The 13707-nt window shown below is 69.7% G+C and carries 12 protein-coding genes, 1 tRNA gene and 3 pseudogenes; 5 read left to right on the top strand and 11 right to left on the bottom strand.

What is annotated here, in order from left to right:
• Positions 1–93: 93 nt before the first annotated feature.
• Together ACIBBD_RS08580 and dcd are read right to left on the bottom strand one after the other, a co-directional pair.
• The gene (locus tag ACIBBD_RS08580) at positions 94–633 is read right to left on the bottom strand and encodes a phosphoribosyltransferase (RefSeq protein WP_399418540.1); all 540 of its coding nucleotides are present in this window, start codon (positions 631–633) and stop codon (positions 94–96) included.
• A 7-nt stretch (positions 634–640) separates the two neighbouring features.
• Positions 641–1216: a dCTP deaminase gene (gene dcd / locus ACIBBD_RS08575; RefSeq protein ID WP_399418539.1), complete on the bottom strand. Its 576-nt coding sequence runs from the start codon at positions 1214–1216 to the stop codon at positions 641–643.
• Positions 1217–1735: 519 nt separating this feature from the next.
• Between dcd and ACIBBD_RS08570 the strand changes: the two genes are divergently transcribed.
• The 3 genes from ACIBBD_RS08570 (at position 1736) to ACIBBD_RS08560 (ending at position 4397) form a co-directional block, all read left to right on the top strand.
• Positions 1736–1809 (top strand) — tRNA-Gly (locus tag ACIBBD_RS08570).
• 827 nt (positions 1810–2636) lie between these two features.
• Positions 2637–4073, top strand: a complete 1437-nt coding sequence (locus ACIBBD_RS08565; RefSeq protein WP_399418538.1) for a hydrolase — start codon at positions 2637–2639, stop codon at positions 4071–4073.
• Between the two features lie 81 nt (positions 4074–4154).
• The gene (locus ACIBBD_RS08560) at positions 4155–4397 is read left to right on the top strand and encodes a hypothetical protein (RefSeq protein ID WP_399418537.1); all 243 of its coding nucleotides are present in this window, start codon (positions 4155–4157) and stop codon (positions 4395–4397) included.
• A gap of 101 nt (positions 4398–4498) precedes the next feature.
• Here ACIBBD_RS08560 and ACIBBD_RS08555 read toward each other — a convergent pair whose 3' ends face one another.
• From ACIBBD_RS08555 to ACIBBD_RS08545, 3 genes are all read right to left on the bottom strand, one after another.
• The gene (locus ACIBBD_RS08555) at positions 4499–5689 is read right to left on the bottom strand and encodes an HTTM domain-containing protein (RefSeq protein ID WP_399418536.1); all 1191 of its coding nucleotides are present in this window, start codon (positions 5687–5689) and stop codon (positions 4499–4501) included.
• Complete coding sequence (locus ACIBBD_RS08550) at positions 5679–6368, bottom strand: DUF5819 family protein (protein ID WP_399418535.1); 690 nt, start codon at positions 6366–6368, stop codon at positions 5679–5681. The genes ACIBBD_RS08555 and ACIBBD_RS08550 overlap by 11 nt, the downstream gene beginning before the upstream one ends.
• A 159-nt stretch (positions 6369–6527) precedes the next feature.
• Positions 6528–7847 carry an ice-binding family protein gene (locus tag ACIBBD_RS08545; RefSeq protein WP_399418534.1) on the bottom strand — a complete coding sequence of 440 codons (1320 nt, stop codon included), beginning with the start codon at positions 7845–7847 and terminating at the stop codon, positions 6528–6530.
• Positions 7848–8187: 340 nt separating this feature from the next.
• On the opposite strand from ACIBBD_RS08545, the pseudogene ACIBBD_RS08540 reads away from it, so the two are divergent.
• Positions 8188–9080, top strand: a pseudogene (locus tag ACIBBD_RS08540) (Tn3 family transposase); the annotation flags it as partial.
• A 198-nt stretch (positions 9081–9278) separates the two neighbouring features.
• On the opposite strand, the gene ACIBBD_RS08535 reads toward ACIBBD_RS08540, so the two are convergent.
• From ACIBBD_RS08535 to ACIBBD_RS08525, 3 genes and pseudogenes are all read right to left on the bottom strand, one after another.
• Positions 9279–10322 (bottom strand): SGNH/GDSL hydrolase family protein, encoded by a 1044-nt coding sequence (locus tag ACIBBD_RS08535; RefSeq protein ID WP_399418533.1) that lies wholly within the window; start codon positions 10320–10322, stop codon positions 9279–9281.
• A 209-nt stretch (positions 10323–10531) separates the two neighbouring features.
• Positions 10532–10988 (bottom strand): annotated as a pseudogene (locus ACIBBD_RS08530) (VOC family protein).
• Between the two features lie 57 nt (positions 10989–11045).
• Positions 11046–11327, bottom strand: a pseudogene (locus tag ACIBBD_RS08525) (flavoprotein); the annotation flags it as partial.
• On the opposite strand from ACIBBD_RS08525, the gene ACIBBD_RS08520 reads away from it, so the two are divergent.
• Positions 11317–11469, top strand: coding sequence for a hypothetical protein (locus ACIBBD_RS08520; RefSeq protein ID WP_399418685.1), 153 nt, complete (start codon positions 11317–11319; stop codon positions 11467–11469). The pseudogene ACIBBD_RS08525 and the gene ACIBBD_RS08520 sit on opposite strands and share 11 nt — an antisense overlap.
• A 111-nt stretch (positions 11470–11580) precedes the next feature.
• On the opposite strand, the gene ACIBBD_RS08515 is transcribed toward ACIBBD_RS08520, so the two are convergent.
• The 3 genes from ACIBBD_RS08515 to ACIBBD_RS08505 form a co-directional block, all read right to left on the bottom strand.
• A complete protein-coding gene (locus tag ACIBBD_RS08515) occupies positions 11581–12012 on the bottom strand; it encodes an STAS domain-containing protein (protein WP_399418532.1) in 432 nt (143 codons plus the stop codon).
• A 444-nt stretch (positions 12013–12456) separates the two neighbouring features.
• Entirely contained in the window at positions 12457–12621 is a 165-nt protein-coding gene (locus ACIBBD_RS08510; protein WP_399418531.1) for a hypothetical protein, read from the bottom strand.
• A gap of 5 nt (positions 12622–12626) precedes the next feature.
• Entirely contained in the window at positions 12627–13262 is a 636-nt protein-coding gene (locus ACIBBD_RS08505) for a DUF5994 family protein (RefSeq protein WP_399418530.1), read from the bottom strand.
• Positions 13263–13707: the final 445 nt, after the last annotated feature.

The raw sequence follows: 13707 nt of genomic DNA, 5'->3' as shown, positions 1-13707 counted from the left end.
GCCAAGCCGGCTCACTCCCTGCAGGACGAGAGGCCCCGGGACCCGGGGCCCCTCATTTCGTCCGCACAGCAGAGACTGCGAGAAATCCGCAGGTCAGAGAGCTTCCTTGGACGGGGTGATGGGCTCGCCGAACTTGCGTACCGGAGGCAGGACGCTCCAGGGAAAGTTGATCCAGTCGTCGGTCCGCTTCCACACGTACTCGCACTTCACGAGCGAGTGGGACTTCTCGTAGATCACGGCGCTGCGCACCTCGGCGACGGTGTCGAGGCAGAAGTCGCGCACCAGCTTGAGCGTCTTGCCCGTGTCGGCGACGTCGTCGGTGATCAGGACCTTCTTGTCGGAGAAGTCGATCAGGTTGGGGACGGGGGCGAGCATGACGGGCATCTCGAGCGTGGTCCCGACGCCCGTGTAGAACTCCACGTTCACCAGGTGGATGTTCTTGCAGTCGAGGGCGTACGCCAGCCCGCCGGCGACGAAGACGCCGCCGCGGGCGATGGTGAGCACGATGTCGGGCTCGTAGCCGTCGTCGGCGATGATCTGGGCGAGCTCACGGACGGCGGTGCCGAACTGCTCGTAGGTGAGGTTCTCGCGTGCGTCGCCGGTGGAGGCGCCGGTCGTGGAGGCGTCACTCATCGCCGGGTCACACCTGGGTCCGGTGGAAGTTGAGGTAGGACCGGGAGGCGGTCGGTCCGCGCTGTCCCTGGTACCGGGACCCGTACCGCTCGCTCCCGTAGGAGTACTCGGCGGGCGAGCTGAGCCGGAACATGCACAGCTGCCCGATCTTCATGCCGGGCCACAGCTTGATCGGCAGGGTGGCCAGGTTGGACAGCTCCAGCGTCACGTGCCCGGAGAAGCCGGGGTCGATGAACCCGGCGGTGGAGTGGGTGACCAGCCCGAGCCGCCCGAGTGAACTCTTGCCCTCGAGCCGGGAGGCGAGGTCGTCGGGGAGCGTGATGACCTCGTACGTGGAGGCGAGGACGAACTCCCCGGGATGGAGAATGAACGGCTCGTCCCCTTCCGGCTCCACGAGCCGGGTCAGATCGGCCTGCTCGACGGCAGGGTCGATATGGGGGTACCGGTGGTTCTCGAACACCCGGAAGTAGCGGTCGAGACGCACGTCGATGCTCGACGGCTGCACCATGGATTCGTCGTAGGGATCGATCCGCACCCGCCCGGCGTCGATCTCGGCCCGGATGTCCTTGTCTGAGAGAAGCACGCCCCGAGGATACGCAAGGCGCGCGGACCCGCCACAACCAGGACGGACTCCGCGCGCCAGGCCTGTCTGCCTCTGTGTCCCTAACGCTTCAGCAGGCTCACCGGCACCACGCTGCGCAACCGCGCACAACGAGGACACCGGAGAAGCCGCCCGGGGCCGAGTCGCTCGGCCTTCTGCATCGGGAACGAAGCGGTGCTGAACACGTGCCCATCGGCACAACGGACGACGGTGCGCTCCATCAAGTCCTAGAGTCCCTTCCCCAAGAGCCGCGTCACGTCTGGCTGGGATGCCGTGACGACAAACGCCACATTACGGGACGCTCGGGACGACCCTCCAGGCGGCACTCCGTCCCCGCCGGGACCCTCTCCCACCTCTCCACCGTACGCCCCAACTCCGGCCGCCCGCAGCCGGATCCCACCCCTGAAACAGACTCAGACCCCACGGCTTCAGCACCGGGGGCCTGGCATGAGGTAGAGTGACGGGGCGATCGGACACCGGTCCTCACGACCGGCGTCTTACGCGGGTGTAGTTTAATGGTAGAACATCAGCTTCCCAAGCTGAGAGCGCGAGTTCGATTCTCGTCACCCGCTCCATGAAGAAGGCCCAGGTCAGAGACCCGGGCCTTTCTGCTGTGTGCGGTGATCAGTCGTCGCGTGCCAGATCCGTGCCAGAAGACTCGGTCGAGGCCTTGTCGGCAGCTGCTCCGCTGGCCCTGCGCACAATGGCGTCCAGGTCGGCGGCCACCTCTCTCCGACGCCGCCCGTCGGAGTGCTGAGAGATCAGCGCGGCTTTCTCGGACGACTGCCCGGCCGGCCCCACGTGTCCTTCAGCGTGGCGTCCGACCGGGTGGAGAGCGTGTGCCCGGTGTGGCCCGGTGTGGCCCGGTGTGGCCGGAGGTCGTAGGACCGGAAACCCTCGGGCACGCCGACGACCTCGCGCGCCCGCCGCCACGTCCACCCGGAGGCTCTGGGCCGGAAAGGGCCCTTCTCCCCGACGAAGACCAATCCGTCCGGCCCCGGCTCGGCGTACGACTCCGGATGCCGGCGGGGCTCCCGGTGGAGGAACGCGGGAAGAATCACAGTCCGGGTTGCGGCCCCCGACGTGGTGTCGCCCTGGACCCGTCGGCCGTTCATCCGCTCCGGCTCGGCGAGACGACCCGGACCCGGACCCGGACCCGCGGGTCGTCGACGTCGACGTCCCGCCGCCCTCGGCCGGCCAGCTCCTGCGACCGCATCGCCACCGCAGGCACCGAGGTCCGGGTCCCTCCACCCGCCCCGGCGGATCGAGGTCCGGCAGCGCGGGTTCCGGGGATTCCAGGCCGTACGCGTTGGTGTGGGGGCAGCCGGGCCCGCCTCTTCGGGCACTCGTCGTGCCCCGTGGCTTCCTGACTCGGCGCCACTGCTGCGTTTAACGTCCGGGAGTGAGCCTCTGGACTTCCCTCGAGCCCGCCTCCGCGACCGTGGACCCGGGTGGTAGTACGACTGTGCGGCTGCGTCTGCGCAACACCGGTGACGTGGTGGACGAATACCGCTTCGAGGCGGTGGGCCCGCTCGCGCCCTGGGCCGTCGTGGAGCCGCAGTCGCTGCGGTTGTATCCGGGGACGACGGGGTCGGTGGAGGTGACGTTCGCGCCGCCGCGTACGCCGGATGCGACGGCGGGGCCGAATCCGTACGCGGTGCGGATCACGCCGACGGAGCATCCGGAGGCGACGGCCGTTCCGGAGGGGAACCTCACCATCACTCCGTTCACGGAGGTGCGGGCGGAGTTGGTGCCGCCGACGGTGAAGGGCCGTTTCCGTGGCCGTCCGAGACTGGCCGTGGACAACCTGGGCAATACGAAGCTGACGGCGTCGGTGAGTGGCAGCGACAACGGTGATCAGTTGTCGTACGACTTCCATCCGAGCAATGTGCAGATCGAGCCGGGCCGTGCGGCGTTCGTGGAGACGACGCTGAAGCCGCGGCAGATCATCTGGTTCGGGTCGGCGGAGCGCCGGCCCTACACCCTGGCGGTGCAGCGGTCGGGTGTGACGCCGCTGGACGTGGAGGGCACGTACGTGCAGCGGGGTTTCCTGCCGCGCTGGCTGGCGGTCTTCCTCAGTGTCTCCATGGCGCTGGCGGTCACGTGCGTGATGCTGTGGATCGCCTACAAGCCCCAGGTCCGCAGCGCCGCCGCCGAGAGACGCGAGGAAGCCGGCATCAGCACGCTGCCGCCCGCTCCCTCACCGACCCCGGGGGCGCCGAAGGCCCCGTCCGCCGACGTCACGGCACCCCCGGCCGCGACCGAGACACAACAGGCGGGCGGAGACGGAGCCGGAGCCGGGGCGGGGGGTGGCGGTTCCGAGGAGGAGACCGAGGCACCGGAGCAGACCGCGGCGACCGCCGTCCAGCAACTGGCCGCGGAGGATCCGAGCGGACGGCACATCTGCTACCGGGTCTACGCGGCGGGCCAGGGCTGGTCCGACGCCGTGTGCGACGGCGAAACAGCGGGCACAGCGGGCTCGGGGACGCCGCTCAGGGCCGTCAACATCGCCGTGTCCGGAACCAAGGGCACGTCCAGCGCCGCCTTCGTCCACGACCCCGCGTCGACCAATGGCGAGGGGCACTTCCCCGAGCCGTGGTCGGGTGTCGCCGACGGCATCGACAACTACGTCGGCAGTACCGAGGAGGACGCCCCGGACATGCTGGGGTTCACCATCAACGTCGGCGGTGGCGACGGCACCGTCTGCCAGTCCGCCCACGTCCACAACGACGCCTGGCTCGGCCTGGTGTGCGACGACCCCGGGACCGGGTACGACTTCACCTACGTCGGCACCCACGACAACAACTCGTGGATCGAGGCGGTCAAGCTCACGGTGTGATCCGCACCGTCCACCGGTGACTGCCGGCCGCCCGCGCGCCCTGCGCGGGCAGTACCACGCCCCGCTGTGGAACATCGGAGCATGAGCGCGTTCGCGAGCGACCCAGGCCTGGACGACGTCCGGGACGCAGCAGGCCACGGCGGAGAAGTCGACGTCGCCGTACACCTTCACGACGGCACGGTCAGGCTCTCGATCCTCTGGGCACAGGAGATCCTGCTGAACGCCGACGACGCCGACCAGGTGGCCCGCGCACTGCGACGCGCGGCAGAACAGGCACGCAGGATCACCGCGGCCAGACCACCGAGCGGGCCACCCGACGCCTGATTCCCGCTGAGTCACGACCGTCTCCACGGGGTCAAGAAGCCGGGCGGACGCGGGCCCTGGAGATCGCAGTCCTGCGAGCCGGGAGAACGGACGGGCCTGTCTCAGTCGGTCTTCGGGGGAGCCTGCGAGGTCGCGGGCGCGGTGGCGGGCGTGGTGTCTCTCCGCCCTGCCGGGAGGACGACTCGGTGCTTCGAGCCGAGTGCGCCGGGGCCGCCTTGCGTGGGTACGGTTCCGGATCCCGCCGCTGGTCCGCGTGCCGGGCGCCACCTGTCCGTCCGGTGGGCCGCGCGTCGGCCCAGGCGGGACAGGAAGGTGTAGAAGCGGTCGGGGAGGAACACCGCGTCCGCGATGATCATCGCGCCGGAGAAGAGGGGCAGCCCCATGAGCACGGCGATGCCGATGTGCATGCCCAGCAGGAGGGCGAGGACGGGATACTTGAGCCTGCTGAAGAGCACGAACGGGAAGGCGATCTGCAGGAGCACGGTCAGGTAGCCGACGACGGCGATCAGAAGCGTGTACTCGGCCACGAAGTGGGAGAGCGCGGGCCAGGGCCGGAAGAGTTCGAGGTTCAGGGCGTAGTGCAGGGCGGTGCCGTCACCCCACAGAGTCCCCTGGACCTTGTACAGGCCCGCTGATCCGTAGAGGAAGCAGACCTGCGCCGCGACGACGAACATGCCGCAGTTGTGCACCACCGTGACCAACGTGGTGCGGGCATCGCGGAGTTGCCGTGTGAAGGGGCTCTTCGCCGGTGCCGGCGTGTTGTCCGGGCGAAGCGCCTTCAGCCGGTTTCTGCGCGCGTCCAGGGACCAGCGCCGACCGCACGCGGTGAGGGCGAGGTAGAGGGACATCAGCAGGGCCAGGTTGTCGCCCCCGTCCGTCATGAAGATCGCCCGGGCATGGAACGAGGTCACCACGACGGCGAAGAGGACGGACATGACACGGGTGTGCCAGCCCAGCAGGAACAGCGCGGACGTGACGAGGGCCAGCGCGTAGCAGAGTTCGAAGTAGGCGCGGCTGTCGGACAGGGTCAGGACGCTGTGCCACCCCGTCGCTTCGAGGAGTTGGCGTGCCAGTCCGGGCGTCCACGGAGAGCCGGGGCCCCAGATCTCGTCGCGGTGCGGGAACTCCCGCAGCAGGAAGGCCAGGTAGAGCAGTCCGTAGCCGATGCGCAGTACCGACGCGGCGTACAGGGACACCGGTCGGCCGGTCAGGAGGCCCCACACGGTGGTGACCCGCTCGGTGAGCCACCGGTCGGCGCCCGACGGCGCGGTCTTCTGCAGCTCATTCGGCATGGCGGGTCACCTTCCACCAGGGCAGCAGCCGGTTCTCCACCGGCTTCGGCGGACGATTGCCGACCGCCGGGCCGGGTGCGGCGATGGGCAACGTGAGGACGCGGAGCTGGATGAAGTCGAAGGCGCCGCCCTTGTGGGCGGCGACGCGGTCCGCGGCGATGTTGCTCAGGTACTCCCGCATCATCACGGCGCGTTCCGAGGTCGCCTTGTCGTCTCCTCCGTTCGAGTCGACGTAGCCGACCCAGGCGCGGCGCAGCATGTTCTGCGCCGTGTGGCTGGGGAACACATGGTGCTCGACCGCGGACCTGTCCACGGCGGTCAGATCGAACCAGGAGCTCACCCGAACCGATCCGTCGGATCCGGTCCGGGCGGTTCTCGCCAGAATCTGCCGGTTGGCGGAATCGGGGTTCGGGGCGAACAGCCGCCAATTCTGTTCGAAGAAGGGGTACACCCATGCGGTGATCTGTGGGCCGTACCTTTTCGAGACGGTGTTGGCCGGTGCCACGTGAAGGAATACCAGCATCACGTGGAGGACACTTGTCACCAGACAGAGGACCACTGCGACGCACAGCCCGGCTTTCAGTGCACGGGCACTTTTCGGCACCTTGAGAGGTCCGCCCGTGTGGTGAGGACGTTCCTGCTTTTCCGGACCGGAGCCGGAGTGCTGGAGTTCCTTCACGGTCACTGATTCAATTCCGCTCGACACCGCCCACCCTGTCTTTCTCATATCCTCGCGCCCTGCCTTTTCCGCTGTGCACCACTGGTGGCGCGCGGCGGACCCGATGAGGAGTCCGCCGCGCGCCGTCATCCGGTGAGCGGGATGGCCGCGGTGCTCCGCCTAGCCCTCGTGGCTCTCGGAGTGCTTGTCGTCCGCGTAGCCCTTGGGCGCCCCGCCGTAGCCGTAGTGCTCGTCGGACGTCTTGCCGTGGTCGGGCTTGTCGTCGTCGGGCTTGTCGTCGTCGGGCTTGTCGTCGTCGGGCTTGACAGGCTGGAAGTAGGGACCGAGGTCCAGCTTGTCGCCGTGGTGCGGCTTGCCGGGCTTGTCGTCGTCGTCCCCGTGGTCGCGCCCGTCGCCGCCGATCCCGGCGGTGTTGCCCGCGGCGTTGCCAGCGGTGTTGCCGGCGGTGTTCGCCGTGTTTCCCGCGGTGGTGCCCGCGGTGACGCCCGCGGTGGTGCCGGCGATGTTGCCGGAGGTGCCGCCGGTGCTGACGAGGGGCCCGCCCACGATGCCACTGGTGAGGAGACCGCCACCGATCATCCCGCCGGTGCTGGTGGTGCTGCCCGCGGTGGTTCCGGTGGTCGCGCCCGCGGTGGTGCCGGTCGTGGTGCCCGCGGTGGTGCCGGTCGTGGTGCCGGTCGTGGTGCCGGTCGTGGTGCCGGTCGTGGTGCCCGTGGTCGTCCCACCGTTGGTGGAGGTCGCGCACCCGCTGAGGAAGATCCTGTTGTTGTCGAGCGTCACGGAGCCCTCACGGGCCAGGGCCCGGCCCTCGATGTCCGCCCCCGTGTTGGCACTGATCGAGGTCAGAGCCATGATCGTGCCCACGAAGGTGGAGTCGGTGCCGAGCGTGGCCGAGCTGCCGACCTGCCAGTACACGTTGCACGGCGAGGCGCCGTTCGTGAGGAGCACCCGGCTGGAGGACGCTGTCGTCAGGGCTTCGGGGATCTGGAACACCCAGACGGCGTTCGGGTCCCCCCCTGCGTTCAGGGTCAGGTCGCCGGTGAGCCCGACACCGGAGACAGCCGTGTGGACGCCCGGAAGCAGCGTCTGGCCGTTGCCGATGGCCGCCGGAAGCGCGAAGTCCGTGGCCTGGCCGGCCGCGTTGTTGTACGCCGTGACCAGGTCGGACTTGGCCTGCTGCGCGACAGCGTCCCCGGCGTGCACGGCTCCGAGCACGAGGCCGGGCGGGAATCCGGTGATGGACGGATTCGGGTGCGTGCCGAGGTCCTGGCTGAGCACCGTGGGGCCGGTGTTGGTTACTCCCTGCCCTGCGAGAACGGAGAAACTCGCGGCCGTGGCCAAAGGCACGGGCGTAGCGATGGCGAGCGCCTGCGTCGGCGTCAGCGCGACCATCGCGGCGGCAACCGTTGCGGCAAGAGCCGAGGCCAGCAAACCGGACAAAGTGCGGCGGTGAGCTGCGTGAGGGATCTTCAGCTTCATCGAAAGGCCATTTCCTGTGGGGGCCGTGGCGTACCGGGCCCTTACCGATCACCCGGGAAGCCTTGTTGCTGTTGGTACTGCCGCATATTACGCAGAAATATCCTTTGCCCGACTTAAACAGGACGGGGGAAATTCTCACTCATTCGAACGGCGCAGAGCGCTACGGAAATACTTTGATTTGTCTTTCCGACCATCGCCATAGCCTCGGACGGGGGCATCCGCCGACACCGGCCTCGGGGAACATCGGTACAGCGGTTGGCGCTGAGATCGATCAGGCTCGACTGGCACACCGTCTGGGGGCTCCGCTGGGGTTCGCGGAAAGATCGCGGGCGGGTGCCGGGGCTGGCTGCGCCGCAACCGGGTGCTGCTGGCGGGGGTGAGCGTGCTGGCCCGGCAGGTGTCGGAGGTCCGGAAGATCGCGGACAAGAGGCCGCACGCCACCGTCGCGGGCGCCGCCCGTCGCGCGGACCCCGCGCTGCCCGGTGACCTGGTGGCGACGCTCAAGACGCCGGAGGGTTCCCGGTTCTCGCAGCTGGAGCGGGCGGCGGAGCCCAAGCGCACGGCGGTGCTCACCGCGGTGATGCGGCACCCGGAGGCGAAGCCGATCGACGAGGCCCTGGACCTGTTCCAATTCCTGATGGCCACCCGGCTGCTGAACACGGGGAAGCGGAAGACGGAGAAGGCGTCGCGCACGCTCGCGCGGGCGGCGAAGGTGTTGTTCGAGGAGCTGGAGCTGGTCGAGGAGCACGGCACGGACCTGGACGTGGCCGCTCTGTGGGCGGCGCTGGAGGAGGTTGCCCCTCGCGCCGCCGTACTGACGGCGGTGGCCACGGTGGTCTCGCTGGTGCCCGAGGACGAGGGCTCGGCCGAGGTCGCCATGCGGGCCGCGCTCGCGAACCGGTACGCCGCGGTGAGGCCGTTCGTGTCGCTGCTGGGCGGGTCGAAGACGCTGGCGCCTGGACCAGCTTCCTCGGCGACTTCGTCCACCTCGGCGACGGCACCACCCGGATGAAGGACCTGCCCACCTCGGTGGTCACGCTGCTGGTGTCCGAGGCGCGCGACATCGGCCTGGCCCCGGTGGTGCATCCCGGCTACGAGGCGCTCTCACGGGCCCGGCTCGTGCACGTCGACCAGTACTACCTGCGCGCCGACACCATCGCCGCGGCGAACGCGCGGCTGATCGAGGCGCGGGCCGCCCTGCCCGTCGTGACGTTCTGGGACGAGGGGCTGCTGCCGCTGACCGGGCCGGCCCCCGCAGACGACACCTGGCCGCAGCTGCACGAGAACCGGGCCGATTCCTCACGCGGAGTACCGGCCCGCCTGACCGCGTACCCATGGCCGTTTCGAACTCGGCGTGACCGCGTGGACGCCCCGACGCCGGAGCCGTCGGCCGGGGGGCCGGGCTCCGGCGTCAGGGTTCGGGCCGGTGGGTCAGTGTTGGCGGAGGGCGATGCGGATCGCTCGCTCCACCTGGACCGCGGTGTTGGCGTGTCCCGCGGCGTTGGGGTGGATCATCGTGGCGCGCTTCTCGATGGGACCGCAGTCCACCGACGTGCCGGGGAACGTGGTGGGCCAGTAGTCCGCGGCGTCGCCGCAGATTCCCTCCATCCACTTGGTGCCCGCGGGCTGACAGACGTCGTGGTCCTTGCTGGAGGAGTAGACGTTGACGTAGCGGTCGCCGAAGAACGACGCGGCCCGCTGGATCGTTTTGTTCAGCGGCTTGAGGACGTCGTCACGGAGCCAGTCGATGTCGGCGTGGGTGGTCGTGCCGAGTTCGGTGAGGGACCCGCGGTCGCAGTCACTGGCCTGGGCCGGCATGATGGCCGGGTAGCCGACGCTGATCACCTTGGCGTTGGGCGCGGCCTGGTGTACCTCGGCCAGCATCTCGATGTACTCGTCCTGGACCCGGGCGAGCCTCTCCCGAACGCTCTCCACCCCCTCCGGCGGGTCGGTGAAGTACTCGCGGCAGGACTTGTCGATCGCGCCCAGTTCGAGGCACTTGGGGAAGATGTCGCCGAAGGGCAGGCTGTTGCCGCCGATGGCGATGGTGACGACGTCGGTCTCGTCGTCGAGCCCGGCCCGCTTGATCTGCGTGTCCACCGCGGGCCAGCCGCCGGCAGGGGTCTCGACCGGGCTGATCGGCGTCTGCTTGACCTTGGCGATGTTCGCGATGACGGCGCTGCTACAGGCGACGTTGGTCAGGCGGACCTTCTTGCCCGGCGGGGACTCGGCGAGTTCCCTTTCGACCACGCTGGGGTAGGAGTCGCTGGTCCGGGCACAGCCGTCCTGCGACGGATCCCCCAGCGGGGGCTGCGGGTCGCCGACGAAGACGCCGGCGGTGAACGAGTCGCCGAGCGCGGCCCACTCGTACTGGTCGGCCGCACCGGCGGAGCCGGAGGGTAAGAGTGTGGCCGCGGCGAGCGCGAGCCCGACAGCCAGGGCTCGCGTGCGCCGGCGGGGGACAGGGTGTCGCATGGACCCTCCAGGATCGGTGGAAGACGTCCGGGCGGCCGGAACGCGACGCCCGGGGCGGAACGCACCTCAGCCGAGATCATTCGCGCCGTCGCCCCGCCCTGTCCGGTGAAACGGTTCGCCGTCACCCGATCGGGTTAATTGATCGATCTTTCGCGTCGGTTCCCGGCACAGCCTGCTAATGTCGCGCGCGCGAGACGAGGCGACCGGGGTCAGTGGACGCAGAATGTGTTGCCCTCGGGGTCCGTCATGACCGTAAAGGAGTCGCCCTGTTCCGTTTCCTCGCGGACGGGGGCGGCGCCCAGAAACTCCAGGCGGGCGACCTCCTCCTTGCGGATGCCGGGGGACGGGTGGAGGTCGAGGTGGAGGCGGTTCTCGCCGGACGGCTTCGGCTCCGGGACGCGCTGGAAGGGGCTGCGGCGGCCGAGACCCGTGTCCGAGACCTCGTCGAAGGGCTCGTCCGAGTGGCGGACGGCGGCCAGGTCGCGCCAGGCGCGGGGCGGCCGTCGACGGTGAGCGTGGCGGCGGGCGGGACGGCGCCCGCGTCCAGGAGCCGGGAGACGAGGGCGCTGTGGCCTCGCGGTGGTAGTCGAGGGTGGTGGCACAGAAGGCGGCCTGCGCGTGCGGGGCCGTCGCGCCGACGACGGGCTTCCAGTGAAGTGCGGTCATGCTCCCTTCCACCTCGAACGGGCTGAGCGGGTCGGGCGGTTCACCATGAAGGGACGGTCAACAGCCGGAGGGGTTCCGGGTGGTGCCGAGCCGGATCAGCCGCGGGACGGGCGCTGGTGCCGGGGGAAGGCAACAGCCCCTGTCGGCCCGGTCGTGGCCGGCGGGCTGGTCGAAGAGGCCCGGGCCGCCGCAGACTCCGGTGTCGGGGAGGGCGAGTTCGACGCGTGCGGCGGCCTCGTGGTCTCGGGTGAGGGCGGCGCAGGCGACGGAGCGGACCTGCTCGTACGCGGTGAGGGCGAGGAAGGTCGGGGCGCGGCCGTACGACTTCATGCCGACCAGGCTCCTCGCCCGCTGCCGGCCGCTCGACGGCGGCCAAGGTGTCCCCGCGGTCCCGGCCCAGCGCAAGACCCGCCGCGAGTACGAGAACCGAGTCGGCACCCTCACGCCCTGGCTGGATCATTCCCAGCGCCAACGGCTGTAGCGATGTTCCCCGGGGCCGGGCACCTCCCTTGCCCCTGCCAGGCACCGCCCGGACGGCGCCGGCACGTCCCTTGAGGGTCTCGGCCTGCCGGTGGTTCAGCGAGCGCGGGCGTTACGCGTCCATGGCGGACGGGGTGCTTCCGTCCCCGTGCGGCGACTGCTCCCGCCGGGAGCGTCGTGGCGCCCCGTCCGGGACTACGGCGATCCGAGACGGTCGTCCGCCGGCGGCGTGGAACGAGTGGAGCAGGAATCCGGAACCGGTGATCTCGATGACTCGGGCCATGCCCTGTGACGGGTGGTGCAGTCGCAAGGTCCTGCCGGTATCTGCGGCGAGCCGGGATGCCATGAGGAAGGCGTTGAGTCCGCTGGCGTCGCAGAAGGTGACCGCCGTGAGGTCGACATCGATACGGCGGATGCCGTCGCGCAGGCACTCGGCCAGCCCTTCGCGCACCAGCGGTGCGGTGACCAGGTCGATCTCTCCCGCGAGGGTGATCAGAGCGCGGGTGCCGCGGTCGTGACGGTAGAGGTTCAGCTGTGGGGCCATGGCTCCTCTGAGGGGACGCGTAGGTGCGGGTGAGGGTGTGCGGGTGACGGACGCGGCGACGAACTTCCGGGCCGGCGAACCGAGTTCCTGCCCTCGGTTCCTGAACTCGCTTTCGGTACCTGAACTGGCTTTCTGAACGCGGCCTTCGGCACCGGGCAGTACGCGCGCGCGTCCGGCTGTCAGGGGTGACGCCGGTGGCGGTGGGAATCCGTTCGGCCGAGGCGTCGTTGTCGTCCCGTACGGCCATGGCCATCGCGGCGCGGGCGCGTGAGGGGGCGGTCTGTCGAGGGCTCACCAGGAACGAGAAGCGGTCGGCTCACCAGGAACGAGAAGCGGTCCTAGTCCTCCGGGTGGCGATCACGGTGTCGTCGCCGGACCGCCGGACCGGTCGATGCGGACGGTTCGACCGGTGTCTGCCAGAAGCCTGGCGGGCATCCCGAAAATTCATTCCACTCCCTTCCGGGTGCGGCGTTCCCGCGCGGTCGCGCGGAAGCCGCCGTAGTGGAAGGCTGCGATGCGTTCGCTGTGCTGCCTGTTGAGCAGGTGGATGAGGAGCACGCCCAGAGCGATCATCGCCATGACGACGACCACGGTCATGAAGGTCTCCATGGTCCTCACATCCCCATCGGCCGATTCAGGACCGCGGCGGGCGCAGCGGGTCCATCTCCCCCCTCGGCCATGACTGCAGGGAGCCGTGGCCGGGCGGAGGGATCGCGGGGCGCATGACCGCCTTCGGAGTCCCAGGCCGCTTCCACGGCCCGGTCGGTCTCCGCCATCGTCCACAGGCGCGCCGCCTCCTCCATCAACCGGCTCGCGGTCGACGTACCCAACGGGTCGCTCGCGGCGGCCATCAGCCAGGCGGCCGAGACGGGGTCCGTCCGCGGCGGGATCACCAGCAGGTTCCAGCGGCCCACGTGGTAGGAGAGCAGCAGCAGTTCATGCTGATCCTGCTCGGGCAGGAACCAGCCCACGTTCACCACATGCCCGGCCACGGGCACCTTGCGCGGAACGACCGGCCAGTGGGTGGGATTCACCGTCACCCGGGTGATCCGCCCCCACAACGGATCCAACACGGCTGTCAGGGTGGGTAGTTCCGCCGCGAGATCGCGGGAGCGGGGCCACCATGCGCCGTCCAGGAGAGCCGGCGCGACGCCGACGGGAGCCAGCGACAGGCGGAGAGAGGAAGAACCGGGGGAGGACGACGACAGCCGATCTTCGAATGTCGGCGAGCGGGAAATGGTCGCAGTCATGACGCGAACCCTGCCCCGGGCCGACGGCAGCCGGCCCGGCCTATTCGATCGCCGAAAACGACACGAGCTTGGCAGCCGGTGCACGAAATATCCTCGGTAATTCGAGCATACTCCTCGGACAAGCCGAACGGACCGTGGCGCCGGAGGAAGCCCTCCTCGCCCCTCCTCCGGGCGCGGCCCAGGGGGTCGGCTCTGTCACGAGAGGGCTCGGTCACGAGAGGTGGTCCTGCCGACTGTAGGCAGTGGGGACGGGCTGACGCATGAGCGGGCGGGCCACCCGGAGGGCGAGACCGGCGTCGCCGATGGACACCGGCGCGCTGACCTCGTGGTGTGGCGAGCCTGGGGACGGTTCGGCGCGCGAGGCGTGGAATCGTTTCGCCACACCTGTTCGGGTGACAAAGGGGATCCAGGTATGGGAATGAGGGCAGGCTGTCGGCAATTACCC

The organism is Streptomyces sp. NPDC051315 (assembly GCF_044455165.1).
In the GTDB taxonomy this organism is placed as follows: Bacteria; Actinomycetota; Actinomycetes; order Streptomycetales; family Streptomycetaceae; genus Streptomyces.
This window is presented reverse-complemented; position numbering and strand designations above follow the sequence as displayed.

Excerpts from the sequence above, each read along its gene's own strand:
- ACIBBD_RS08545 (WP_399418534.1), bottom strand. The coding sequence starts at position 7,847 with ATGAAGCTGAAGATCCCTCACGCAGCTCACCGCCGCACTTTGTCCGGT.
- ACIBBD_RS08505 (WP_399418530.1), bottom strand. The coding sequence starts at position 13,262 with ATGACTGCGACCATTTCCCGCTCGCCGACATTCGAAGATCGGCTGTCG.
- ACIBBD_RS08560 (WP_399418537.1), top strand. The coding sequence starts at position 4,155 with ATGAGCGCGTTCGCGAGCGACCCAGGCCTGGACGACGTCCGGGACGCA.
- ACIBBD_RS08580 (WP_399418540.1), bottom strand. The coding sequence starts at position 633 with ATGAGTGACGCCTCCACGACCGGCGCCTCCACCGGCGACGCACGCGAG.
- ACIBBD_RS08515 (WP_399418532.1), bottom strand. The coding sequence starts at position 12,012 with ATGGCCCCACAGCTGAACCTCTACCGTCACGACCGCGGCACCCGCGCT.
- ACIBBD_RS08555 (WP_399418536.1), bottom strand. The coding sequence starts at position 5,689 with ATGCCGAATGAGCTGCAGAAGACCGCGCCGTCGGGCGCCGACCGGTGG.
- ACIBBD_RS08535 (WP_399418533.1), bottom strand. The coding sequence starts at position 10,322 with ATGCGACACCCTGTCCCCCGCCGGCGCACGCGAGCCCTGGCTGTCGGG.
- ACIBBD_RS08510 (WP_399418531.1), bottom strand. The coding sequence starts at position 12,621 with ATGGAGACCTTCATGACCGTGGTCGTCGTCATGGCGATGATCGCTCTG.
- ACIBBD_RS08520 (WP_399418685.1), top strand. The coding sequence starts at position 11,317 with ATGCCGACCAGGCTCCTCGCCCGCTGCCGGCCGCTCGACGGCGGCCAA.